This window comes from Streptomyces peucetius (assembly GCF_025854275.1).
GTDB classification, from domain to species: Bacteria; Actinomycetota; Actinomycetes; order Streptomycetales; family Streptomycetaceae; genus Streptomyces; species Streptomyces peucetius_A.
This window is the reverse complement of sequence record NZ_CP107567.1, coordinates 4,441,833-4,464,493: the sequence shown is the minus strand read 5'-3', so window position 1 is coordinate 4,464,493 and position 22,661 is coordinate 4,441,833. Positions and strand designations below refer to the sequence as shown.

The following is a 22,661-nucleotide window of genomic DNA, read 5'->3' as shown; positions in this document are numbered from 1 at the left end:
CTCGGCCCGCAGGGCCGTCACGCGTCCTTCGACAGGTTCGGTCCGCTGCCGCCGGCCGCCTGCTCGATCGGCGGGACGTCCGGCAGAGCCGACTTCTCCTCGCCGCGGAAGGTGAACTTCTTCTCCTCACCCTCGCCCTCGCTGTCCACGACCACGATGTGACCGGGGCGCAGCTCGCCGAAGAGGATCTTCTCCGACAGGATGTCCTCGATCTCGCGCTGGATCGTACGGCGCAGCGGCCGGGCGCCCAGGACCGGGTCGTAGCCCTTCTTCGCGAGGAGCGACTTGGCCGTGGAGCTGAGCTCGATGCCCATGTCACGGTCCTTGAGGCGCTCGTCCACCTTGGCGATCATGAGGTCGACGATCTGGATGATGTCTTCCTCGGTGAGCTGGTGGAAGACGACCGTGTCGTCGACACGGTTGAGGAACTCCGGCCGGAAGTGCTGCTTCAGCTCGTCGTTGACCTTCGCCTTCATCCGCTCGTATCCGGTCTTGACGTCGCCTTGGGCGGCGAAGCCCAGGTTGAAGCCCTTGGAGATGTCCCGGGTCCCGAGGTTGGTCGTCATGATGATGACCGTGTTCTTGAAGTCCACGACGCGGCCCTGGGAGTCGGTCAGACGACCGTCCTCCAGGATCTGCAGAAGGGAATTGAAGATATCGGGGTGGGCCTTCTCGACCTCGTCGAAGAGGACGACGGAGAACGGCTTGCGGCGCACCTTCTCGGTGAGCTGTCCGCCCTCTTCGTAGCCCACGTATCCGGGGGGCGAACCGAAGAGACGGGAAACCGTGTGCTTCTCGCTGAACTCCGACATGTCGAGGGAGATCAGCGCGTCCTCGTCGCCGAAGAGGAATTCGGCGAGCGTCTTGGAGAGCTCGGTCTTACCGACACCGGACGGGCCGGCGAAGATGAACGAGCCACCGGGGCGCTTCGGGTCCTTCAGACCGGCTCGCGTACGGCGGATGGCCTGCGAGAGGGCCTTGATGGCGTCCTTCTGCCCGATGACGCGCTTGTGGAGCTCGTCCTCCATGCGCAGCAGACGCGAGGACTCCTCCTCGGTCAGCTTGAAGACCGGGATGCCAGTGGCGGTCGCGAGGACCTCGGCGATCAGCTCGCCGTCGACCTCGGCGACGACGTCCATGTCGCCGGCCTTCCACTCCTTCTCCCGCTTGGCCTTCGCCGCCAGCAGCTGCTTCTCCTTGTCGCGGAGAGAGGCCGCCTTCTCGAAGTCCTGGGAGTCGATCGCGGACTCCTTGTCACGGCGGACACCGGCGATCTTCTCGTCGAACTCGCGCAGGTCCGGCGGCGCGGTCATCCGGCGGATGCGCATCCGGGATCCGGCCTCGTCGATCAGGTCGATCGCCTTGTCCGGCAGGAAGCGGTCCGAGATGTACCGGTCGGCCAGGGTGGCGGCCTGGACCAGCGCCTCGTCCGTGATGGAGACCCGGTGGTGGGCCTCGTAGCGGTCGCGCAGGCCCTTGAGGATCTCGATGGTGTGCGGCAGCGACGGCTCCGCGACCTGGATGGGCTGGAAGCGGCGCTCGAGCGCGGCATCCTTCTCCAGGTGCTTGCGGTACTCGTCGAGCGTGGTGGCACCGATCGTCTGCAGCTCGCCTCGCGCCAGCATGGGCTTGAGGATGCTCGCGGCGTCGATCGCGCCCTCGGCGGCGCCCGCACCCACCAGGGTGTGGAGCTCGTCGATGAACAGGATGATGTCGCCGCGGGTGCGGATCTCCTTGAGGACCTTCTTCAGGCGCTCCTCGAAGTCACCGCGGTAGCGGGAGCCGGCGACCAGCGCGCCGAGGTCGAGGGTGTAGAGGTGCTTGTCCTTGAGGGTCTCGGGCACCTCGCCCTTGACGATGGCCTGCGCCAGGCCCTCGACGACCGCCGTCTTGCCGACGCCGGGCTCGCCGATGAGGACCGGGTTGTTCTTGGTGCGGCGGGACAGCACCTGCATGACCCGCTCGATCTCCTTCTCGCGCCCGATGACCGGGTCGAGCTTGGACTCACGAGCGGCCTGGGTGAGGTTCCGGCCGAACTGGTCGAGGACGAGGGAGGTCGAGGGCGTGCCCTCGGCCGGGCCGCCTGCCGTGGCGGCTTCCTTGCCCTGGTATCCGGAGAGCAGCTGGATGACCTGCTGCCGCACCCGGTTGAGATCGGCGCCCAGCTTCACGAGGACCTGGGCGGCGACGCCCTCGCCCTCGCGGATCAGGCCGAGCAGGATGTGCTCGGTGCCGATGTAGTTGTGGCCCAGCTGAAGCGCCTCGCGGAGCGACAGCTCCAGGACCTTCTTGGCACGGGGCGTGAAGGGGATGTGCCCGGACGGGGCCTGCTGGCCCTGGCCGATGATCTCCTCCACCTGCTGGCGGACCGCCTCGAGCGAAATCCCGAGGCTCTCCAGGGCCTTAGCGGCGACACCCTCACCCTCGTGGATAAGGCCCAGGAGGATGTGCTCGGTGCCGATGTAGTTGTGGTTGAGCATCCGGGCTTCTTCCTGAGCCAGGACGACAACCCGCCGCGCGCGGTCGGTGAACCTCTCGAACATCGTTAATCGCTCCTCAGAGCGGTCAGGCAGTAAGGGGTCGGTCCCCTCCCTGTCCTTCCGCAGCTTAGTCCCGCAAGCGGGGACCGCTCATTCCAACTGCCGACACCCGTCTGTGGCCTCCTGACCCCTGAACGCCGACAACTGCTCCAACCCGATGGTGCGAGACGATGTTCCCGCAGGCCAGGCAGTTACCCCCACCACCACTACGCCGATGGCGAACGTGAGACTGACCTGCGAGCGTGTCGCCCCTCCCCACTAGGGATGTCTTACCCGCCGGCACTGACACTCCATGCGGCAGGCCCCCCGTCCCTCAGCTACGGGCGAACAACCTTGCGCCGTTCGACCCGTTCGCACGCCCCCGATTTCGTTACCCGCCGCAACGGAAACCACACCCTCCGTAACCCACCGAGCGGATTCGGAGTTCCCGTGGCATGTCCTTCACCGTGCCGTCCCCCCGCGCGCCCTCCGAGGGCTGCGCCGCGCAGTGGTACCGCAGGGAGTTCGGCTGGGACGCGACGGACGGCAGTCCGGTGCGGCTGGCGACCGGGGCCCGCTTCGACGTGCTGGAGCTGCCGGCGGACGCCGGGACGGCGGTGCTGCGCCGCGGGGCCCGTACCGGGCCCGTGGCCCTCGACGGGCCGAGAGTGCGGCTGCTGGTGGCCGCGGGAAGCGCGGAGGAGCTGCCAGGGCTGCTCGACTGGCTGGAATGGCGCGGAGTCGATCTCGACCTGACCGCCCTCGGCACGGGCGGAGCGATGACCGCCCCGCCGCCGCCCGGGCGCTGCGCCCCCCAGGGAGCCGCTGTGTGGCTGCGGCCCCCTGTGGCAGGGCGCTTACAGCTGCCGGCTCTCACCGGACTCGGGGACAGTGGGGGTGCCCCCGATCTCGTACGGCTCGTGGACACGGCGGCCACGGAGTGCCACCGCGCCCGGCTGACACGTACGGCGCGTACGAATGCGCGAAAGACGCGAGGTCAGCCGTTGGCCTTCTCGTAAGCCTCACGGACCGTCGCGGGGACACGGCCCCGGTCATTGACTTCAAAGCCGTTCGCCTTCGCCCAGGCGCGGATTTCGGCGGTGTCCTTGTTGCCGCCCGCCGCCGCGCGGCCCTTGCCCCGGCCGGTCGAGGCCCGGCCACCGGTGCGCCGGCCGCTCTTCGCGTAAGGCTCGAGCAGGGTCCGGAGCTTGTCCGCATTGGCGGTGGTGAGGTCGATCTCATAGGTCTTGCCGTCCAGAGCGAACGTCACCGTCTCGTCCGCCTCGCCGCCGTCGAGGTCGTCGACAAGAAGGACCTGAACCTTCTGTGCCACCGGATTTCCTTTCATCGAAAATGCAGTACGCGGAAAGGAAACCGCTTTTCCCTGGAAAACACAAACCCTCGACAGAGGTTCAGAACCGCGAGAACACGGGAAACGTGCGCGATTCGGACATAGGGATCGGGCGCTTGCGGCGATCACAGGTGCAGAAGCATCCGGCTGTTGCCCAAGGTGTTCGGCTTCACTCGTTCGAGCCCGAGGAACTCGGCGACGCCCTCGTCATAGGAACGCAGCAGCTCCGCGTAGACATCGGTGTCCACCGGTGTCTGAGTCTCTCCGATCTCGACGAAGCCGTGCCGGGAGAAGAAGTCCACTTCGAAGGTGAGGCAGAAAACCCTGCGCACACCCAGCCTGCGTGCCGTGGCCACGAGCTTCTCGAGAACCAGGTGCCCGATGCCGTGCCCCTTGAAGGCGGGGTCCACGGCGAGAGTGCGCACTTCCGCGAGGTCCTCCCACATGACGTGGAGGGCGCCGCACCCGACAACCAGGCCGTCCTCGTCGCGTTCGGCGACCCAGAACTCCTGGATGGCTTCGTAAAGGGTCACCGTCGCTTTGTCGAGCAGGATGCCTTCGCCGACGTACGGATCCACGAGCCGGCGGACGTCCGGCACATCACCCGTCCTCGCCCGCCGGACGGTGAAGGCATTTGCTGCGGCATAAGGCATGGCCCGACGCTATCGCTCCGCCGCCCCCGGGTCCTCGCCGGGCCCGCTGCCCTGAACCAGGCGCACAGCGGCTTGCAACGCCTCGCGCTGCTCCGGGGACATCATGCCGAAGAAGGCGACAAGGGCCGCCGCGGGGTTGTCACTCTTGGACCAGGCTTCGTTCATCAGTGCGGCCGAGTACGCGGCACGGGTGGAGACCGCCGTATATCGATAGGCCCGGCCCTCGACTTCCCTGCGGACCCAGCCCTTCTGATGGAGATTGTCCATTACCGTCATGACGGTGGTGTAGGCGATGGACCGTTCCTGCTGCAGGTCTTCCAGGACTTCCCTGACCGTCACCGGCCGGTTCCATTGCCAGATCCGTGTCATGACGGCGTCTTCGAGCTCTCCCAATTGGCGGGGCACATCGCCACCATAGTGGGAGATCGGCGATCAAACGACTATTGACGTAACAAAAAGGACGTACGGCGGGGATTCCGCCGTACGTCCCACGCCGTCGGGGACGGCGGTCAGTTGTCGCGCCCGGCCTGGGGGCCGGACTCCGCACGGGCCAGCGCCGCGTCCACGGCGGCGTCCTCCTTGGCCTTGTTCGGGCCGCCCTGGCTCTTGACGATCGTCACGACCAGGCCGACGAAGAAGACGGCCATCACCACGGGGGGAACAAGCGCGGAAACGTAGTCCATGCCGTCCAGGGTAACTAGCCGACGGCCCACTGCTCCGGCGGGGGCACGGGCTTACGGCGTGGCGGGAACACTTCCGAGGGCTTCGGCACCGGGCGCTCGTCCGGTTTCGGCTGCGGCTCGGGCTTGGGCTTCGGCGCGGGCTTCGGCGCGTCGGCGGCACGGCCGCCGGGAAGCGCGAGCAGCCGGGCGCGGCGGGGTGCGGCCTCGGGCGTCGGCGCCTGGGCGGGTGCAGGAACGGGGATGGCCCGCCCCGCGAGCCGGCTGCGCACCGACTGCTCCACCAACGCCTGGCAGCGGCGCAGCACGGCCGCGGCGGCCGGATTGCCGCGCAGGGCGCGCAGAGCCGCCAGATCGTCCGGTCGGGGGTCGTAGCCGGCGGCAAGGGCGTCCTGGAGCAGCTCCAGGTAGCCGGTGGCCGCACCGGGCAGGGCGTCACGGTAGCGGGCGAGCTCGGCGAGGAGGAACGCACGCAGCCGGCCTGCCTCGCGAACCGCCTCGTCCACGGAGTCGGCCAGCTGCAAGCACTCGCGGACGTCGTCGTCGGCCAGGGGGACGGGGTGAAGGGCGACGGCAAGGGCGCGTCGGAGCACACGCAGCTCGTCCGCACCGAACGCCATGCCGCCACGGGATCCGTATGGCGTGGGCATGTCCCGACAATACGCCCCATTTGTCCAAAATCCGCTTAGCGTCTCGGCGGTGGCGTGTCGCCCCTGCCGGGCGGGTGGGGCGGGGTGGCCGTCAGGCGTCGGAGCCTTTCCCCCTCCCCGCCCCTTCCCGGAACCGGGGCAGGCCCCGGGCCCCACCTCCGGGGGCTCCGCCCCCGCACCCCCGCGCCTCAAACGCCGGCGGGGCTGGAACTCGCCGGTCCCGTCGGGGCTCCGCCCCGAACCCCGGAGCGGCACCCGGACGCCACGCGAACACGAACTGGGCCATGCCCGAGAGGCCCACGGGACCGGGCCCGCCCGAGGACCGGGCCCCTCCGAGGGCCGGGGCCTGGGGCCGCAGGGCACGCCGCGGCCCCGTGGGGCGACGTCGGGAGGCGTCAGAGGCGGGAGACGTTGCGCTCGTACACCAGGCGGAGCCCGATCAGCGTCAGCCACGGCTCGTGCTCGTCGATCGCCGCCGCCTCGCCGAGCACCATCGGCGCCAGACCGCCCGTCGCGATCACCGTCACGTCGTCCGGGTCCTCGGTCAGCTCGCGCTTCATGCGCTGGACCACGCCGTCCACCTGGCCGGCGAAGCCGTAGACGATGCCGGACTGCATCGCCTCGACGGTGTTCTTGCCGATCACGCTCCGCGGCCGGGCGAGCTCGATCTTGCGCAGCTGGGCGCCCTTGACGCCGAGGGCTTCGACGGAGATCTCGATGCCGGGGGCGATCACACCGCCCGCGTACTCGCCGCGCGCGCTGACCGCGTCGAACGTCGTGGCGGTGCCGAAGTCGACGACGATCGCCGGTCCCCCGTACAGATCGACCGCGGCGACCGCGTTGATGATGCGGTCCGCGCCGACCTCCTTGGGGTTGTCCATCAGGATCGGCACGCCGGTCTTGATGCCGGGTTCGACGAGGACGGCCGGGACGTCGCCGTAGTAGCGGCGGGTGACCTCGCGGAGCTCGTGCAGCACGGAGGGGACCGTGGAGCAGATCGCGATGCCCTCGATGCCGTCGCCGAGTTCCTCGCCGAGCAGCGGGTGCATGCCCATCAGGCCCTGCAACAGGACGGCCAGCTCGTCCGCGGTGCGGCGCGAGTCGGTGGAGATGCGCCAGTGCTCGACGATCTCCTCGCCGTCGAAGAGACCCAGGACGGTGTGGGTGTTGCCGACGTCGATGGTGAGCAGCATCAGCCTTCGACCTCGCGGAGGTCGAGGCCGATGTCGAGGATCGGGGAGGAGTGGGTGAGCGCGCCCACGGCGAGGTAGTCGACGCCCGTCTCGGCGTACGCGCGGGCGTTGTCGAGCGCGAGACGGCCGGAGGACTCGAGCATCGCGCGGCCGGCGACGAGCGTGACGGCCTCCGCGGTCTCGGCCGGGGTGAAGTTGTCGAGCAGGATCAGGTCGGCCCCCGCGTCCAGGACCTCGCGGACCTGCTGGAGGGTGTCGACCTCGACCTCGATCGGCAGGTCGGGGAAGCGGTCCCGGACGGCCTTGAACGCCTCGGCCACCCCGCCCGCCGCGATCACGTGGTTGTCCTTGACCAGGGCCGCGTCGGACAGCGACATGCGGTGGTTGACGCCGCCGCCGCAGCGCACCGCGTACTTCTCCAGGGCCCGCAGGCCGGGCGTGGTCTTGCGGGTGTCGCGGACCTTCGCCCCGGTGCCCTCGAGGACGTCGGCCCAGGCGCGCGTGGCGGTCGCGATGCCGGAGAGCCGACAGAGGATGTTGAGGGCGCTGCGTTCGCCGGTGAGCAGGTCACGGGTGCCGGCGGTGACGGAGAGCAGTTGCTGGCCCGCCTCGATGCGGTCGCCGTCCTCGACGTGCCGCTCCACCTCGAACTCGCTCGTGCAGACGATCGACAGGATCGCCTCCGCGACCCGCAGACCGGCGACGGTGCCGTTCTCGCGGGCGGTGAAGTCGCCGGTGGCGACGGCGTCCTGCGGGACGGTCGCCACGCTGGTCACGTCGACACCGCCGTCGAGGTCCTCCTCGATGGCGAGGTGCGCGATGTCCTCGACCTGGACGGGGTCGAGCCCGGCCTCGGCGAGGAGCGTGGCGAGGGCGGGGTCGAGACCGCACTCGTACGCCTCTTCGGCGCAGCCGCAGTCGTCTCCGCAGCCACCGCCGGCCGGGGCGCCGATCTGGATCAGCGGTACGTCCACGGGGCTCGGACGTTCATCGGGCGTGCTCACGGTTACGGCTCCCTGGGGGCGTCGGGGACGGACAAGATATCGATGGGCGGGAAGGCGGTGCTGCCGGTGCGGCTGACGACGAGGCGGCGGTCGGGCTCGATCCGTACGACGAGATGGCGGCGCCACTCGGCGTCGTCCCGCTCGGGCCGGTCCTCCCGCCAGTGGCACCCGCGGGTCTCCTCACGCTCCAGCGCGGCGGCGGTCAGCACCCGGGCGACACAGAGCAGGTTCGAGGTCTCCCACGACTCGACGCCCGGTTCCGCGGTCTTGCCGGAGCCCTCCCGGTCCTGCACGGCGTTCGCGTACACCGCTTCGAGCGAGGCTGCCGCGGCGGCGAGGGACTCGGCGGAGCGGAGGACACCCGCGCCGTGCGACATGATCCGCTGGATCTCCGCACGCTGCTCCGGCGCGATCAGCGGCAGCAGGGACGGCTCCGGGGGCGCGGCGGGCGCGACCGTGGGCCAGGGGCGCCGGTCGGCGATGTCGGCGGCGATGCGCTCGGCGAAGACGAGCCCTTCGAGCAGCGAGTTCGAGGCCAGCCGGTTCGCGCCGTGGACGCCGGTGCAGGCGACCTCGCCGCACGCGTACAGGCCCGGCACGGTGGTGCGGCCGTGCAGGTCGGTCCGTACGCCGCCGGACGCGTAGTGGGCGGCCGGTGCGACGGGGATCGGCTCGGTCACCGGGTCGAAGCTGTGGGCGCGGCAGGCGGCGAGGATGGTGGGGAAGCGCTGTTCCCACATCTCGGCACCGAAGTGGCGGGCGTCCAGGAACATGTGGGCGGCGCCCTGCTCCTGCATACGGCGCATGATGCCCTTGGCGACGATGTCACGGGGGGCGAGCTCGGCCAGCTCGTGCTGTCCGACCATGAAACGGGTGCCGGCCGCGTCGACGAGGTGGGCGCCCTCGCCGCGTACCGCCTCGGAGACCAGCGGCTGCTGGCCCTCGCTGTCCACGCCGAGGAAGAGCACGGTCGGGTGGAACTGGACGAACTCGATGTCGGAGACCTCGGCGCCGGCGCGCAGGGCGAGAGCGACACCGTCGCCGGTGGAGACGGCCGGGTTGGTGGTCGCGGAGAAGATCTGGCCCATGCCACCGGTGGCCAGCACCACCGTGGGGGCGTGGACCGCGCCGACGCCGTCGTGCTGGCCTTCGCCCATCACGTGCAGGGTGATGCCCGCGGTGCGGCCGTCGGCATCGGTGAGCAGGTCCAGGACCAGGGCGTTCTCGACGGTGCGCAGGCCCTGATCGCGGACCGCGTCGACGAGGGCACGGGAGATCTCCGCGCCGGTCGCGTCGCCGCCGGCGTGCGCGATGCGGCGCCGGTGGTGGCCGCCCTCCCGGGTCAGTTCGATCTCGCCGGACGCCGGGTCGGTGTCGAACAGCGCGCCGGTGGCGATCAGTCGGCGCACGGCGTCGGGGCCCTCGGTGACGAGGGCCCGCACCGCCGCCTCGTCGCACAGACCCGCGCCCGCGACCAGGGTGTCGTCCAGGTGCTGCTCGGGTGTGTCGCCCTCGCCGAGCGCCGCGGCGATGCCGCCCTGCGCCCAGCGGGTGGACCCGTCGTCGAGGCGGGCCTTGGTCACGACGACCGTGTCCAGGCCGCTCGCGGCGCAGCGCAGCGCCGCGGTGAGGCCGGCGACGCCGGAACCGACCACGACGACGTCTGCCTCGACGGCCCAGCCGGGGGCGGGGGCAGTCAGCCGTATTCCGGTCACGTGGCGGCTCCGTCGGTCGATTCGGTGTGTGCGGTCGATGCGGGCGGGGCGGCTCCGGCGGTCGATGCCGGCTGTGCGGCCGGTGCGACACCGGGATGCGCGGTCCCGAAGTCGAGAGGGATGTTGTCGATGAGACGGGTCGAGCCGACCTTCGCGGCGACCGCCAGGACCGCCTCGCCCCGGTGGTCGTCCGCCACCTCGTCGAAGGTGGCCGGGTCGACGAGGGCCACGTAGTCCAGGACCAGCGGCGGGTTCGCCTGCGCGGCCTCGTCCAGTACGGCCCGGGCGGCCGCGCGGACCGCGTCGGCGCCGATCGCGGGCCATGCCTGGGCGACCGCGTGCGCGTCCGCCGCGGCGCGGGCCTCGCCCAGCGCGGACAGCGCGGCGGCGCGGGCGGGCGCGGCCGGTACGGCCTCCGCCCTGGCGTGCAGCGCCTGCTGGGCGGCGAGCCGGTCGCGGGCCGCGAACAGGGCCTCGGAGAGGGCGAGCGCGGTGTGCCGCTCGGCCGGGGACAGGTAGCGGTTGCGGCTGGAGAGCGCGAGGCCGTCCTCCTCGCGGACCGTGGGCACGCCCACGATCTCCACGGGGAAGTTCAGGTCGCGGACCATCCGGCGGATCAGGGCGAGCTGCTGGGCGTCCTTCTGCCCGAACAGCGCCACGTCCGGGCCGGTGAGATGCAGCAGTTTGGCGACGACGGTCAGCATGCCGTCGAAGTGGCCGGGCCGTGTCCTGCCTTCGAGCCGCTCGCCCATGGGCCCGGCGGTGATGCGGACCTGCGGCTCGCCGCCGGGGTAGACCTCGTCGACGGACGGCGCGAACACCACGTCGGCGCCTGCCTCGTCGGCCGTCCTGAGGTCGGCGTCGAGCGTGCGCGGGTAGCGGTCCAGGTCCTCGCCGGCGCCGAACTGGAGCGGGTTGACGAAGAGGGTGACGATCACGAGGCCCGTGCGGCCGACCCGTTCCCGGGCGGCGCGGATCAGGGTGGCGTGGCCCTCGTGCAGGGCTCCCATCGTCATGACGACGGCGGTACGGCCGGGCACGGCGCGCTGTCCGACGATGTTCCGCAGGTCCTCGCGGGTCGGTACGAGTTCCACGTGGCGGCTCATCACAGGTCTCCCTCGGCCAGTACGCCCAGCAGGTCCTCCGCGAGCTCCGGTTTCAGCATGCCGTGCGCGAGGGCGCGGTCGGCGGTCGTACGCGCCATCGCGAGATAGCCGGCGACGGCGGCGGGTGCGTGCTTGCGCAGTTCGGCCACATGGGCGGCGACGGTGCCGGCGTCGCCGCGGGCGACCGGCCCGGTCAGGGCGGCGTCGCCGGAGCGCAGGGCGTTGTCCAGGGCGGCGCCGAGGAGGGGGCCCAGCATCCGGTCGGGGGCGGCGACGCCCGCCGCGCGCAGCAACTCCATGGACTGGGCGACGAGGGTGACGAGGTGGTTGGCGCCGAGGGCGAGGGCAGCGTGGTAGAGCGGGCGGTTCCGCTCCTCGATCCACTCGGGCTCGCCGCCCATCTCGATGACCAGCGCCTCCGCGGCAAGCCGCAGCTCCTCGGGGGCCGTCACGCCGAAGGAGCAGCCGGCCAGCCGCTGCACGTCCACCGAGGTGCCGGTGAACGTCATCGCGGGGTGCAGGGCCAGCGGCAGCGCCCCGGCTCGCAGGGCGGGTTCGAGCACCTTGGTGCCGTACCGGCCCGATGTGTGGACGAGCAGCTGTCCGGGCCGTACGGCACCGGTCTCGACGAGGCCCTCGACCAGGCCGGGCAGCGCGTCGTCGGGCACGGTCAACAGCACCAGCTCGGCGCGGGCGAGCACATCGGCGGGCCGTACCAGGGGCACGTCGGGGAGCATGGCGGCGGCCCGGCGGACGGACTGGTCGGACACTCCGGACGCGGCGACCGGCCGGTGTCCTGCGAGCTGCAGGGACGCGGCAAGGGCGGGTCCTACCCGGCCCGCTCCGACCACTCCGACGGTCAGACGGGCAGGACGGTCACGCGGGTCGAGCGGGTCCTGTGGTGCTGTGGCATTCACGCGGCGGTGCCTTCCGTTCCAGTCCGCGGGGGTACCGGACGATTTCTCGTCACGATGCTACGCCAGCGTTTCCGGCACCCCCGCGGTTGTCCACAGGCTGTGGGCGATGATCGGACCGTGACGGACAAGAGCGGAACGAGCGAACAGCACACGCGCGAGCGGGACGGAAGCGCGCCGGACGGAAGCGAGCTGGACGAAAGCCGGCCGGAGATGGACGAGCACGTCGCGGACGAGCCGGGCGCGGACGAAGGGGACCGGAGAAAGCGACGGCTCGCCGCGTGGCGCGCGTCGCACCGCGTGCTGGCGCGGGCCTCCGCCGACCGGCGGATCGGGGAGCGCCTCGCGGCACTGGCCGCGGCCGCGGGCGAGGTGTACGACCTGGACGACTGGACCGACGTGTACGGCAGCGGGGTCGTCGAGGAGCTGGAGCGGCGGACGGCCGCGCTGCTCGGGTTCCCCGCCGCGGCATTCTTCCCGACCGGGACGATGGCGCAGCAGGTGGCCATGCGGTGCTGGGCCGGGCGCACCGGGAACGCCATGGTCGCCCTGCATCCGCAGGCGCATCCGGAGGTCCATGAACGCTCCGCGTTCTCCGTGGTGAGCGGCCTGCGCACGGTCCATCCGACCACCGCGCCGCGGCTGCCCACGGCCGACGAGGTCCGCGACTGCGACGAGCCGTTCGGCACCCTGATGCTGGAGCTGCCCCTGCGGGACGCCGGTTTCGTGCTGCCTGCCTGGGACGAGCTGGTGGCCGTGGTGGACGCCGCGCGGGAACGTGACGCGGTGGTGCACTTCGACGGCGCGCGTCTGTGGGAGTGCGCCCCGCACTTCGGCCGTCCGCTCGACGAGATCGCCTCGCTGGCGGACAGCGTGTACGTGTCGTTCTACAAGTCCCTGGACGGCATCTCCGGCGCGGTGCTGGCCGGCCCGGCCGCGCTGATCGACGAGGCGCGGGCCTGGCGGCACCGGTACGGGGGGCTGCTGTTCCAGCAGTACCCGGCGGCGCTGTCGGCGCTGGTCGGTCTCGAGCGGGAGCTGCCGCGGCTGCCGTCGTACGTGGCCCACGCGAAGGTCGTCGCGGCCGCGCTGACCGGTGCGTTCCGCGACTCCGGCGTGCCCTGGTCCCGCGTCAACCCGCCCGTTCCGCACACGCACCAGTTCCAGGTGTGGCTGCCGTACGGGACCGACCTGCTGAACGAGGCGGCGGTCACGCAGTCGGAGGAGACGGGCGTGACGCTCTTCCGGCGGTGGTTCTCGGAGGGCTGCCCGCCGGGCGTCTCGGTCACGGAGGTGACAGTCTCGGCCGAAGGGCTGGAGTGGACGGAGCAGGACGTGGCCGCGGCGGCCTCGGAGTTCGTACGCCGCCTGTACCTGCCCGCGCCCGCCGCGCCCGGGAACTAGTTTCCGGGCGCCGCCGCGGGCCCGTCGCCGGGGCGGCCCGCGAGCACGGCGCGGAAGCGGCGGTACGTCCAGGCCTCGCGGACCGTCCGGACGTCCAGGTCGCCCGGGCGCGGCGGTGGCGTCTCGCCCCTCTGCGCGGCCCGGTACACGTCGATCATGTGCTGCTGCATCGCGTTCATGACCTCACGCTGCGCCCGCCGCGCGGCCCGCGTCGCGTCGATTGACGAGGCACGTCAAACGTGGTCGTGCCGGTCCACGCCGCCCTCACCATGGAGGAGTGAGCGTGAGCATCGACATCACGGGGCTACCCCCGGAACGCATCGTCTTCGACATATCCCCCCTCGCCGAGCTGGGCGTGGCCCTCCATGCCCTGCACGAGCCGGGGCACCACCCCGGGCTGCACGGCTGGGCGACGGCGACGGCCGCCGGGCTCAAGCCCGACCTCGCCGACCGGCTGCACGAGGCGGACTTCCTGTGGCGGTCGACGTTCTCCGACATCTTCATCCCGTTCGCCGGACTGCCGGTGGACCCGCGACGTGTCGGCGTCACGAGCCTCAAGGAAGAGCTCGACCTGCTCGACCGGCTCAACGACGAGCGGTTCGTGTCCTCCGCGCTGGAGTTCACCTGCGCCACGACGTACTCGGCCGGCGCCCCCTCCCCGCTCGTCGACCCCGCCCGGCGCGAGCACGCGCTCGACCTGGCGGCCAACCGCGGGCCGCGCCAGCTCGACTTCACCCGGCGGCTGCTGACCGATCCGGCGTCCGTGCGCGCGTGGCTGCGGCGGCTCTTCGAGGACTGCGAGGAAGCCTTCTTCGCCGACACCTGGCGGCGTGTGTCGGTGCAGCTCGCCGCCGACGCCCGCCACAAGAGCGAACTGCTGCGCCGCAAGGGCCTCACGGAGGCGCTGCGCGCCGTCTCCCCGGCGCTGACGCTCGACGAGGGCGGCACCAGGATCAGCGCCGACAAGCTGGCGGACGGACGGACCACCGCCACCGACCCCGCGGTCGGCGCCGGGCTCACGCTGCTGCCGTCCAGTTTCGGCTGGCCCCATCTGATGGTGGTGCACGCGCCGGGATGGCAGCCGGTGATCCAGTACCCGATCGGCGCGCCGGAACTGCCGGGCGCCGCCTCCGTCGAGCTGCTGAAGCGGCGCATGGACGCCCTCGCCCATCCCATGCGGATGCGGATGTGCCGCAACCTCGGCCGGGCCACGTACACGACGAGCGAGCTCGCCGACGCCCTCGGCATCACCGCGCCTGAGGTCTCCCGTCACCTGGCCGTGCTGAAGAAGGCGGAGCTGATCTCGACCCGCCGGCGCGGCCGCTACGTGCTCCACCAGCTGGACGTGGCCGCCGTCGCACGTCTCGGGAGCGACTTCCTGGAGACGGTGCTGCGCTGACCGAGCGGCTGCCGCCCGGCTGCCCGGGCTCAGCCGTTGCCGCCGCCCGCCCGGACCAGGCCGGTCTCGTAGGCGAGCACCACCACCTGCACGCGGTCGCGCAGGCCGAGCTTGGTGAGGATGCGGCCGACGTGCGTCTTGACCGTTGCCTCGGAGAGGACCAGCCGGGCCGCGATCTCGCCGTTCGACAGTCCCTGGGCGACGAGCAGCATCACCTCGCGCTCCCGCTCGGTGAGCTTCTCCAGCTCCTTCCGGCGGGGTTCCGGGCCCGCGCTCGGCAGCAAGGGGGAGAAGCGGTCCAGCAGCCGCCGCGTGGTCGACGGCGCCACGACCGCGTCGCCGCTGTGCACTGAGCGGATCGCGCCGAGCAGTTCGGCGGGCGGCACGTCCTTCAGCATGAAGCCGCTGGCGCCGGCCTTCAGCCCGGAGAAGGCGTACTCGTCGAGGTCGAAGGTGGTCAGGATCAGCACCTTCGGGGCGCCGGGCTCCTCGCAGATGCGCCGTGTCGCCTCCACCCCGTCCAGCCGCGGCATGCGGACGTCCATGAGCACCACGTCCACGGCCGTGGACCGCAGGGTCTCGATCGCCTCCGCGCCGTCCCCCGCCTCGGCGACGACGTCCATGTCGGGCTGGGCGGCGAGGACCATGCGGAAGCCGGTGCGCAGCAGCACCTGGTCGTCGACGAGCATCACGCGGATGGACATGTGGGTTCCGTCCCTAGGTGTCTGGTGGCTCTGGTGCTCTGGTGGCTCTAGTGGGCGGGCTTGAGGGGCAGCAGTGCGCTGATCCGGAAGCCTCCGCCCGGCCGCGGCCCGGCGTCCAGCGTGCCGCCGACCATACCGACGCGTTCGCGCATCCCGATGAGACCGTGGCCGCGCCCGTCCGCGCCCCCGTCCTCGTACAGCTCGTGCGAGGAGCCCCGGCCGTCGTCCTCGACGAGCAGCCCGAGGCCGTCGTCGAAGTACACGAGGCGGACGCTGGCGCCGGCCTCCGGACCGCCGTGCTTACGGGTGTTGGTGAGCGCTTCCTGCACGATCCGGTAGGCGGTGAGCTCCACACCGCTCGGGAGCGGCCGGGGCGTTCCCTCGATCTTGAAGTCCACGGTCAGGCCCGCGCCGCGCACATGCTCGACCAGGTCCTCGATCTGCTGCACGTCGGGCTGGGGCACGTACTCGCCGCTCTCCGGTCCGTCGCCGGTGCGCAGCACGCCGAGCAGGCGGCGCATCTCGGCGAGCGCCTGGCGGCCGGTGCCCGAGATGGTCTCCAGGGCTTGTTTGGCCTGGTCGGGTGCGGCGTCCAGGACGTAGGCGGCGCCGTCGGCCTGCACGACCATGACGGACACGTTGTGGGCGACAACGTCGTGCAGTTCGCGGGCGATCCTGGCCCGCTCGGCCGCCACCGCGACCTTGGCCTGCGCCTCGCGTTCCTTCTCGAGCCGGGTGGCGCGCTCCTCCAGCTGGTCGAAGTAGGCGCGCCGGGTGCGTATCGAGTCGCCGAGCACCCAGGCCAGCACGAACGGCAGGCTCATGATCACGGTGATGAAGACCCTGCTGAGGGTCGACTCCCCCTCCGAGGGCCAGCGGATCTGCGACAGCGAGGCGGCGAGCAGACCACCGGTCAGGGCCAGCCGGGACGCCCACCGCGGCCCGCCCGTCGACGCGACGGTGTAGATGATGACCAGCATCGCGAAGTCCGCCGGGTTCACGTGGACGTCGAACACGAGCTGGCCGACCCCGACCACCGCGGTCAGGACCACCATGTGCTCGGGCATCCGGCGGCGCAGCGCCACCACCAGGCACAGGGCCAGCACGACGACCACGGCGGCCAGCGTGTCCGCGGCCCCCTCCGGCTCCTGGACCACCCACAACGAGGAGAACCCGAGGAGCATGACAGCCCAGAAGGTGTCGATGCCCGTCGGGTGTCTGCGGATGAAGTCGTAGAGGCGCTGCACGTAACCCAGAGTAGGGAAGCCGGATAGGTGCAGGGGTCAACCGGAGGGGCGATCCGATGGGCGGAGGCGTACTCCGCAAGGTGGAGACTGGTGCCCGTGACGTATGAGACGGGCGGGTGGCGCGGCTGGCGGGCCGCCGCGGAGGCCGCGCTGTACGGGCCCCGGGGGTTCTATCTGCGGCCGGAGGGACCGGCCGGGCATTTCCGTACCTCGGTCCACGCCTCGCCGTTGTTCGCCGCCGCCGTCGCCCGGCTGCTGACCCGCACCGCACAGTCGCTGGGGCTCGACGAGCCGGCCCTGATCGACGTCGGGGCGGGCCGGGGCGAGCTGCTGACGGGTGTCCTCGCCGCCCTGCCGCCGGGGTATCCGGTCCGCGCCTACGGCGTCGAACGGGCGGACCGGCCGGCGGGCCTCGACCCGCGCATCGAGTGGACCGCCGAGATCCCCACGGGACTCGGCGGGCTGCTGTTCGCGAACGAATGGCTCGACAACGTCCCCGTCGACGTGGCCGAGGCCGACGCGGACGGTGAGGTCCGCCGCGTGCTGGTCCGCGAGGACGGCGAGGAACGCCTCGGCGAGAAGGTCAACGGCGCGGACGCCGCATGGCTCGCCCGCTGGTGGCCGCTGACCGGACCCGGCACCCGCGCCGAGATCGGCGCGCCCAGGGACGAGGCGTGGCGGGCGGCGGTGGGCGCCCTGGGCGCGGGCCTCGCCGTCGCCGTCGACTACGCGCACACAGTCGGCGCCCGCCCGCCGTACGGGACGCTGACGGGCTTCCGCGACGGCCACGAGGTACGCCCCGTGCCCGACGGGAGCTGCGACCTCACGGCCCATGTGGCGCTCGACGCGTGCGCCGGGCCCGGGGCCGAGCTGGTGAGCCAGCGGGAGGCGCTGCGACGGCTGGGCGTGAGCGGGGAGCGGCCGCCGCTCGCCCTGGCGTCGTCCGACCCTGCGGGCTACGTCCGCGCGCTCGCCCGGGCCGGTGAGGCGGCGGAACTGACCGCCCGGGGCGGCCTGGGGGACTTCACCTGGCTCATGCAACGGGTGTGACCGGCTCTGAGAGACTGGGCGCATGACGGAGACGACGGTCGGCATCGGCGGCGCGGCGGAGAGCACCGACATGGTGCTCAACATCGGACCCCAGCACCCCTCCACGCACGGTGTGCTCCGTCTCCGCCTGGTGCTGGACGGCGAGCGCATCCGGCAGGCGGAGCCCGTCGTCGGGTACATGCACCGCGGCGCGGAGAAGCTTTTCGAGGCCCGTGACTACCGGCAGATCGTGGTGCTGGCGAACCGGCACGACTGGCTCTCCGCGTTCTCCAACGAGCTCGGTGTCGTCATGGCCGTCGAGCGGATGCTCGGCATGGAGGTACCGGAGCGCGCGGTGTGGTGCCGTACGCTCCTCGCCGAGCTGAACCGGGTCCTCAACCACCTGATGTTCCTCGGCTCCTACCCGCTGGAGCTGGGCGGGATCACCCCCGTCTTCCACGCGTTCCGGGAGCGCGAGGAGCTGCAGACGGTGATGGAGGAGATCTCCGGCGGCCGGATGCACTACATGTTCAACCGGGTGGGCGGCCTCAAGGAGGACCTCCCCGCCGGCTGGCTGGGCCGGGCACGCCGGGTGATCGCCGACGTCCGTTCGCGGATGGACGTGTACGACCGCCTCGTCCTCGGCAACGAGATCTTCCGTGGCCGGACCCGGGACGTGGGCGTGCTCTCCCCGGAGGCCGTCCACGCGTACGGGGTCAGCGGCCCCATCGCCCGCGCCTCCGGCGTCGACTTCGACCTGCGCCGTGACGAGCCCTACCTCGCGTACGGGGAGCTGCGGGACACCCTCAAGGTGGTGACCCGGCAGGAGGGCGACTGCCTGGCCCGCTTCGAGGTGCTGCTGGACCAGACGCACAACGCGCTGGAGCTGGCGGACGCCTGCCTCGACCGCATCGCGGAGCTGCCGCCCGGTCCGATCAACCAGCGGCTGCCGAAGGTCCTCAAGGCCCCCGAGGGCCACACCTACGCCTGGACCGAGAACCCGCTCGGCATCAACGGCTACTACCTGGTCTCCAAGGGCGAGAAGACGCCGTACCGGCTCAAGCTCCGCTCGGCGTCGTACAACAACATCCAGGCGCTGACCGTGCTGCTGCCGGGGACGCTGGTCGCCGACATGGTCGCTATCCTCGGGTCGCTGTTCTTCGTCGTCGGCGACATCGACAAGTAGGCCGGACCACCGGCAGGGCGAGGCGTCGGGCGCTGTACGGCACCGACGCCGGCCGGCCCCTCATGAGACCGGCGAACACGCGGCGGCGCGCACGCGGACCGGCCGCTCGACGGCACGGAGCAACCCCCGGCGCACCTCGGCGGGGCACGACGGAACCCAGGGGGCGCGGCCGGCACGACCCGGCCGCTCCGCGGCTGCGGAGAGCCCCTGCTCCGGTGCGCCGGCTCTACGACACCGCGTTGCGCAGCTCGGCGACGTCCAGCTGCTCCGTCTCGTCGTGCGCGGTCAGATCGATGACCTTGCCGACCGCGCGGGGGCCGATCACGCGCTGCGCGGCGAGGGCCTCCTCGCCCACCACGTCGGCGAGGTCCTCGTGCTGCACGGCCTCGATCGCCCTCTTGGTGCCGGGTGCCTCGATCGCCCTCATGGAACCGGTTCCCGCCGCGGTGGCCTCGCTGCCGCCGGTGCCGGCCGTCGGGGCATCGGTGCCGGCCGCGGTGCCGGCCGCGGTGCCGGCGGCAGTGCCGCCCGCCGTGCCGAAGAAGTCGAAGCCGCCCTCGGGCCGCTTCACCCGGGACCGCCGGGCACCGTAAGGCGCGATCGCCGCAGCGGCCGGGACGGGACGGGCAGGAAGGTCGGACGGCGGGCGCACACGCTGCTCGGCCGCGCCGCCCGCCGCGTGCTTCCCCTGCGGCTCGTCCGCCTCCTGGGCGCGCTCCGCGATGTCCCGGCGACGGGCTTCCTCGGCGATGCGCCCGGCCTCCTGGGCCGCGGCGTTGCGCGACAGCTCCTCCAGCGCCTTGGCGGCGCGCAGAAACGTCGCCGGCGTCGGCGTGGATCCGGCGGGCAGCAGCTCCCTCGCCGGTGCGGCGCCCTCGATCGCGAGCTGCCTGCGGCCCTCCAGGGCGCTGGCCCGCTCCGTCTCGGCGGTGGCGTAGCGCCGCAGCAGCGACGCGTGCTCGTTGCGCAGCGCGGCGAGCTCGATCCGCTTGGCGCGGAGCTTCGCGTCGAGCTTGAGGCGCAGCTCGCGGGACTCCTCCACGTCCGCCTCGAGCTCGGCGATCCGCTCCTCCGCCTTCCACTGGTCGCCGGCGCGACCACGCGTCAGCTCGGCGACCTTGCGGCCGGCCTCGCGGTCCCAACTGCGCATGAGTACGGCGCCGGTGACGGCGGCGGCGGCCGCTGCGGCGACGAGCACGCGCAGCACGACAGCGTTGCCGACGAACCACGCGCCCAAGGCGCACAGAACCGACGCTGCGGCGACTGCCGAAGGAGGCAGCAGCTTGTGCAGGGGAGGGGAATGGCGGTGGCGTCCTCGTGGCATGGCCCGAAATTTACCGTGCGTAGCGCGTGAATGGGGTGTCGGCCCGGCAAATCTCTTGGCGAGAACGCCGGGCCGCCCGCCGGTTACTTCCTCAGAAGCCCTTCCGACTCCAGATATGCCTTCGCGACGTCCTTGGGCTTGGCGCGTTCCCCGTCCACCTTGCGGTTCATCTCGGCGAGATCCTCCGTGGTCAGCGCCTTGGTGAGCTTCGCGAGGACATCGGCGATCTCCTGACTGCCGGCGTCCTTCGCATTGACGACCGGAAGGACGTTGTCCGCGTTCTGCAGCTTCTTGTCGTCCTCCAGGACCACCAGTCCGTAGCCCGCGAGCGTGCCGTCGGTGGTGTAGGTGAGGACCATCTCGTTCTCACCGTCCTTGACGGACTGCTTGGCCTGCGGAGTGCCGACACCCTTGGGGTCGATGCCCGCCACGTCGATGCCGTAGGTCTTCTTCAGACCCGGTGCGCAGAAGGGCCGCACCTCGCACTCGTCACCGGCCGCGATCTTCACCCTCAGCTTCGAACCACCAAGATCCGAAAGGGTCTTGAGCTTGTTCTTCTCCGCGAATTCCTCCGAGACGGCGAAGGCGTTCTGATCGACGGCCTCCCCGGCGGGCAGCACCTTCAGTCCGCGGGGCTCCGCGAGCCCGGTGAGCGCCTTCACCGTCGCGGCGACATCACCCGACGCGACGGGCTTCTCCTCGGGGGCCTTCGGCCCGTTCACCTTGGCGTTGAGGAATTCGGCGAGCGTCGCCGCGTATTCCGGTACGACGTCGATCTCGCCCTTCTCCAGGGACGGTTCGTACAGCTCACGGTTCTTCACCGTGGTGATCGAGGTCTTGTATCCGGCGTCGCCCAGCAGCTGCGCGTACAGCTCGGCGAGCACCTTGGACTCCGTGAACGTGGCGGCACCGACGACGAGCGTGCCCTTCTTGCCGGACCCGCCCTCCGACGCGCCGCTGTCCTTCTCCTGCTCGAGGGATTCGCCGCCGCACCCGGCGAGGGAACCCGTCAGGGTCACCACGGCGAGCACCGCACCCGCGATGCGCGAGGTCTTGGTCATCAGGTTCTCCGTCCAGCGACATGGAAGAGTTGCGAATGGGACAAGGGACGAGGTGCCGTCAGCCGGACGACGGCACGGACTTGCGCAGGGGGCTCAGCAGCCGGTCGGCGGCCACCAGCACCCCTTCCACCAGCAGGGCCAGCAGCGCCGCGAGCAGGGCTCCCGCGACCACCTGCGGTGTGTCGTAGGTGTTGAACCCGGCGGTGATGATGCGGCCGAGGCCGCCCTGTCCGACCATCGAGGCGATCGTGGCCGTCGCCACCACCTGGACGGCGGCGGACCGCAGGCCGGTCATCAGCAGCGGGTACGCGAGGGGCAGCTCGACCCGCAGGAAGACCTGGCCGCCCGACATGCCCATGCCCCTGGCGGCCTCCACCACGGCCCGGTCCACCTCGCGCATGCCCACGTACGCGTTGGTCAGCAGCGGCGGCACCGCGAACAGCACCAGCGCGATGATCGTCGGCACATATCCGGCGCTGCGCAGCGGCGTGAGCATGAACAGGGCGAGGACGGCGAAGACGGGAACGGCCCGGCCGGCGTTGGAGATGTTGACCGCGAGGGCGCCGCCCCTGCCCATGTGCCCGAGCCACAGGGCGACCGGCAGCGCGATCGCACAGGCCAGGACGAGCGCGGCCCCGCTGACGTACAGATGCTCGACGAGCCGGTGCCAGGCGCCCGACTCGCCCGACCAGTTGGCGCCGGTGGTGAGCCAGGTCCACGCACCCGTGACCGCGTCCATCAGGGCTTCGCCTCCGCCGCGCGTATCCGGGTCCAGGGGGTGAGCAGCCGCTGGGCGGCGAGGAGCAGCAGATCGGCGACGGCCGCCAGCAGGACGCACAGCACGGAGGCCGTCAGCACCTGGGCCTTGAACGTGGTCTGCACGCCGTCGTCGATGAGATTGCCGAGGCCGCCCTTGCCGACGAGCGCGCCCACCGTCGTCAGCGCGACCGTCGACACGGTCGCGATCCGAGTGCCCGCCATCAAGGCGGGCAGCGCGAGCGGGAGCTCCACCTCCCACAGCATCCTCGCGGGGCCGTAGCCCATGCCGCGGGCCGCCTCACGCGTCTCGGCCGGTACCGCGTCGAGGCCGGCCATGATGTTCCGCACGAGGATGGTGAGGGAGTAGAGCACCAGCCCGGTGACCACCAGCGCCGCCGACAGCCCGAAGAACGGCAGCAGCAGCGAGAACATGGCCAGCGACGGGATCGTGTAGAGCAGAGTGGTGAGCCCCAGCACGGGACCGGCGAACCGCGGCCCGGCACGGGCCAGCAGGGCCAGCGGGAAGGCGACCGCCAGCCCGATCAGCACCGATACGACGGTGATCCACACATGCTGGAGGGTCGCGTCGGTCAACTCCTCGCTGCGCGTGCGCAGATACTCGCCGCAGATCCATTCGTTCGCCGCGAGACAGCTCTGCGCCGCCCGCTCCGCGCTCTCCCACCCCGTACTCATCGACTCACACCTCCCCCGTCGTGCCGCGCCCATTCTGTGACGTCCGCGACCCTATCCCCGGCCACTGACA

Annotated in this window: 23 protein-coding genes; 5 read left to right on the top strand and 18 right to left on the bottom strand. The window is 71.7% G+C overall.

Annotated elements, in window-relative coordinates; translation table 11 throughout:
* Positions 1-17: 17 nt before the first annotated feature.
* On the bottom strand, positions 18-2,543 hold the full coding sequence (locus OGH68_RS20580) for an ATP-dependent Clp protease ATP-binding subunit (RefSeq protein ID WP_264246069.1): 2,526 nt from the start codon (positions 2,541-2,543) through the stop codon (positions 18-20).
* 431 nt (positions 2,544-2,974) lie between these two features.
* Between OGH68_RS20580 and OGH68_RS20575 the strand changes: the two genes are divergently transcribed.
* Complete coding sequence (locus OGH68_RS20575) at positions 2,975-3,538, top strand: SCO3374 family protein (RefSeq protein ID WP_264246067.1); 564 nt, start codon at positions 2,975-2,977, stop codon at positions 3,536-3,538.
* On the opposite strand, the gene OGH68_RS20570 is transcribed toward OGH68_RS20575, so the two are convergent.
* The 10 genes from OGH68_RS20570 to OGH68_RS20525 form a co-directional block, all read right to left on the bottom strand.
* Positions 3,517-3,852, bottom strand: coding sequence for a histone-like nucleoid-structuring protein Lsr2 (locus OGH68_RS20570; protein WP_264246064.1), 336 nt, complete (start codon positions 3,850-3,852; stop codon positions 3,517-3,519). The two genes, OGH68_RS20575 and OGH68_RS20570, sit on opposite strands and share 22 nt — an antisense overlap.
* Before the next feature lie 143 nt (positions 3,853-3,995).
* Positions 3,996-4,523 (bottom strand): amino-acid N-acetyltransferase, encoded by a 528-nt coding sequence (locus tag OGH68_RS20565; protein ID WP_264246062.1) that lies wholly within the window; start codon positions 4,521-4,523, stop codon positions 3,996-3,998.
* 9 nt (positions 4,524-4,532) lie between these two features.
* The gene (locus OGH68_RS20560) at positions 4,533-4,928 is read right to left on the bottom strand and encodes a BlaI/MecI/CopY family transcriptional regulator (RefSeq protein ID WP_264246060.1); all 396 of its coding nucleotides are present in this window, start codon (positions 4,926-4,928) and stop codon (positions 4,533-4,535) included.
* Between the two features lie 104 nt (positions 4,929-5,032).
* Positions 5,033-5,206: a hypothetical protein gene (locus OGH68_RS20555; protein ID WP_264246059.1), complete on the bottom strand. Its 174-nt coding sequence runs from the start codon at positions 5,204-5,206 to the stop codon at positions 5,033-5,035.
* A gap of 14 nt (positions 5,207-5,220) precedes the next feature.
* Entirely contained in the window at positions 5,221-5,823 is a 603-nt protein-coding gene (locus tag OGH68_RS20550; RefSeq protein ID WP_264250193.1) for a hypothetical protein, read from the bottom strand.
* Positions 5,824-6,248: 425 nt separating this feature from the next.
* Positions 6,249-7,046: a type III pantothenate kinase gene (locus OGH68_RS20545; RefSeq protein WP_264246058.1), complete on the bottom strand. Its 798-nt coding sequence runs from the start codon at positions 7,044-7,046 to the stop codon at positions 6,249-6,251.
* A complete protein-coding gene (gene nadC / locus OGH68_RS20540; RefSeq protein WP_264246057.1) occupies positions 7,046-8,050 on the bottom strand; it encodes a carboxylating nicotinate-nucleotide diphosphorylase in 1,005 nt (334 codons plus the stop codon). The genes OGH68_RS20545 and nadC overlap by 1 nt, the downstream gene beginning before the upstream one ends.
* 2 nt (positions 8,051-8,052) lie before the next feature.
* Positions 8,053-9,765, bottom strand: coding sequence for an L-aspartate oxidase (locus OGH68_RS20535; protein WP_264246055.1), 1,713 nt, complete (start codon positions 9,763-9,765; stop codon positions 8,053-8,055).
* Complete coding sequence (gene panC / locus OGH68_RS20530; RefSeq protein ID WP_264246053.1) at positions 9,762-10,871, bottom strand: pantoate--beta-alanine ligase; 1,110 nt, start codon at positions 10,869-10,871, stop codon at positions 9,762-9,764. The genes OGH68_RS20535 and panC overlap by 4 nt, the downstream gene beginning before the upstream one ends.
* Positions 10,871-11,788 (bottom strand): Rossmann-like and DUF2520 domain-containing protein, encoded by a 918-nt coding sequence (locus OGH68_RS20525; protein WP_264246051.1) that lies wholly within the window; start codon positions 11,786-11,788, stop codon positions 10,871-10,873. The genes panC and OGH68_RS20525 overlap by 1 nt, the downstream gene beginning before the upstream one ends.
* Positions 11,789-11,998: 210 nt before the next feature.
* On the opposite strand from OGH68_RS20525, the gene OGH68_RS20520 reads away from it, so the two are divergent.
* Positions 11,999-13,189: a threonine aldolase family protein gene (locus OGH68_RS20520; protein ID WP_264250192.1), complete on the top strand. Its 1,191-nt coding sequence runs from the start codon at positions 11,999-12,001 to the stop codon at positions 13,187-13,189.
* Here the strand turns inward: OGH68_RS20520 and OGH68_RS20515 are convergent.
* Positions 13,186-13,368, bottom strand: coding sequence for a hypothetical protein (locus OGH68_RS20515; protein WP_264246049.1), 183 nt, complete (start codon positions 13,366-13,368; stop codon positions 13,186-13,188). The genes OGH68_RS20520 and OGH68_RS20515 overlap by 4 nt on opposite strands.
* Positions 13,369-13,472: 104 nt before the next feature.
* On the opposite strand from OGH68_RS20515, the gene OGH68_RS20510 reads away from it, so the two are divergent.
* Positions 13,473-14,588, top strand: a complete 1,116-nt coding sequence (locus OGH68_RS20510; RefSeq protein WP_264246047.1) for a DUF5937 family protein — start codon at positions 13,473-13,475, stop codon at positions 14,586-14,588.
* Between the two features lie 29 nt (positions 14,589-14,617).
* Here OGH68_RS20510 and OGH68_RS20505 read toward each other — a convergent pair whose 3' ends face one another.
* Positions 14,618-15,292 carry a response regulator gene (locus OGH68_RS20505; RefSeq protein WP_264246044.1) on the bottom strand — a complete coding sequence of 225 codons (675 nt, stop codon included), beginning with the start codon at positions 15,290-15,292 and terminating at the stop codon, positions 14,618-14,620.
* 47 nt (positions 15,293-15,339) lie between these two features.
* Positions 15,340-16,539, bottom strand: coding sequence for a sensor histidine kinase (locus OGH68_RS20500; RefSeq protein WP_264246042.1), 1,200 nt, complete (start codon positions 16,537-16,539; stop codon positions 15,340-15,342).
* Positions 16,540-16,626: 87 nt separating this feature from the next.
* On the opposite strand from OGH68_RS20500, the gene OGH68_RS20495 reads away from it, so the two are divergent.
* Together OGH68_RS20495 and OGH68_RS20490 are read left to right on the top strand one after the other, a co-directional pair.
* Entirely contained in the window at positions 16,627-17,589 is a 963-nt protein-coding gene (locus tag OGH68_RS20495; RefSeq protein WP_264250191.1) for an SAM-dependent methyltransferase, read from the top strand.
* 22 nt (positions 17,590-17,611) lie between these two features.
* A complete protein-coding gene (locus OGH68_RS20490; protein ID WP_264246039.1) occupies positions 17,612-18,754 on the top strand; it encodes an NADH-quinone oxidoreductase subunit D in 1,143 nt (380 codons plus the stop codon).
* Positions 18,755-18,980: 226 nt separating this feature from the next.
* Here OGH68_RS20490 and OGH68_RS20485 read toward each other — a convergent pair whose 3' ends face one another.
* From OGH68_RS20485 to OGH68_RS20470, 4 genes are all read right to left on the bottom strand, one after another.
* A complete protein-coding gene (locus OGH68_RS20485; RefSeq protein ID WP_264246037.1) occupies positions 18,981-20,078 on the bottom strand; it encodes a hypothetical protein in 1,098 nt (365 codons plus the stop codon).
* Between the two features lie 83 nt (positions 20,079-20,161).
* Entirely contained in the window at positions 20,162-21,139 is a 978-nt protein-coding gene (locus OGH68_RS20480) for an ABC transporter substrate-binding protein (RefSeq protein WP_264246035.1), read from the bottom strand.
* Positions 21,140-21,197: 58 nt separating this feature from the next.
* The gene (locus OGH68_RS20475) at positions 21,198-21,878 is read right to left on the bottom strand and encodes an ABC transporter permease (protein WP_264246034.1); all 681 of its coding nucleotides are present in this window, start codon (positions 21,876-21,878) and stop codon (positions 21,198-21,200) included.
* Positions 21,878-22,591: an ABC transporter permease gene (locus OGH68_RS20470; protein WP_264246033.1), complete on the bottom strand. Its 714-nt coding sequence runs from the start codon at positions 22,589-22,591 to the stop codon at positions 21,878-21,880. Before OGH68_RS20470 ends, OGH68_RS20475 begins: the two co-directional genes overlap by 1 nt.
* Positions 22,592-22,661 lie beyond the last annotated feature (70 nt).

Bases quoted from the DNA above. Each gene is read 5' to 3' on its own strand.
- OGH68_RS20490 (WP_264246039.1), top strand. From the start codon at position 17,612: ATGACGGAGACGACGGTCGGCATCGGCGGCGCGGCGGAGAGCACCGAC.
- OGH68_RS20515 (WP_264246049.1), bottom strand. From the start codon at position 13,368: ATGAACGCGATGCAGCAGCACATGATCGACGTGTACCGGGCCGCGCAG.
- panC (WP_264246053.1), bottom strand. From the start codon at position 10,871: ATGAGCCGCCACGTGGAACTCGTACCGACCCGCGAGGACCTGCGGAAC.
- OGH68_RS20475 (WP_264246034.1), bottom strand. From the start codon at position 21,878: ATGGACGCGGTCACGGGTGCGTGGACCTGGCTCACCACCGGCGCCAAC.
- OGH68_RS20545 (WP_264246058.1), bottom strand. From the start codon at position 7,046: ATGCTGCTCACCATCGACGTCGGCAACACCCACACCGTCCTGGGTCTC.
- OGH68_RS20470 (WP_264246033.1), bottom strand. From the start codon at position 22,591: ATGAGTACGGGGTGGGAGAGCGCGGAGCGGGCGGCGCAGAGCTGTCTC.
- OGH68_RS20550 (WP_264250193.1), bottom strand. From the start codon at position 5,823: ATGGCGTTCGGTGCGGACGAGCTGCGTGTGCTCCGACGCGCCCTTGCC.
- OGH68_RS20580 (WP_264246069.1), bottom strand. From the start codon at position 2,543: ATGTTCGAGAGGTTCACCGACCGCGCGCGGCGGGTTGTCGTCCTGGCT.
- OGH68_RS20505 (WP_264246044.1), bottom strand. From the start codon at position 15,292: ATGTCCATCCGCGTGATGCTCGTCGACGACCAGGTGCTGCTGCGCACC.
- OGH68_RS20555 (WP_264246059.1), bottom strand. From the start codon at position 5,206: ATGGACTACGTTTCCGCGCTTGTTCCCCCCGTGGTGATGGCCGTCTTC.
- OGH68_RS20575 (WP_264246067.1), top strand. From the start codon at position 2,975: ATGTCCTTCACCGTGCCGTCCCCCCGCGCGCCCTCCGAGGGCTGCGCC.
- OGH68_RS20485 (WP_264246037.1), bottom strand. From the start codon at position 20,078: ATGCCACGAGGACGCCACCGCCATTCCCCTCCCCTGCACAAGCTGCTG.
- OGH68_RS20520 (WP_264250192.1), top strand. From the start codon at position 11,999: ATGGACGAGCACGTCGCGGACGAGCCGGGCGCGGACGAAGGGGACCGG.
- OGH68_RS20480 (WP_264246035.1), bottom strand. From the start codon at position 21,139: ATGACCAAGACCTCGCGCATCGCGGGTGCGGTGCTCGCCGTGGTGACC.
- OGH68_RS20565 (WP_264246062.1), bottom strand. From the start codon at position 4,523: ATGCCTTATGCCGCAGCAAATGCCTTCACCGTCCGGCGGGCGAGGACG.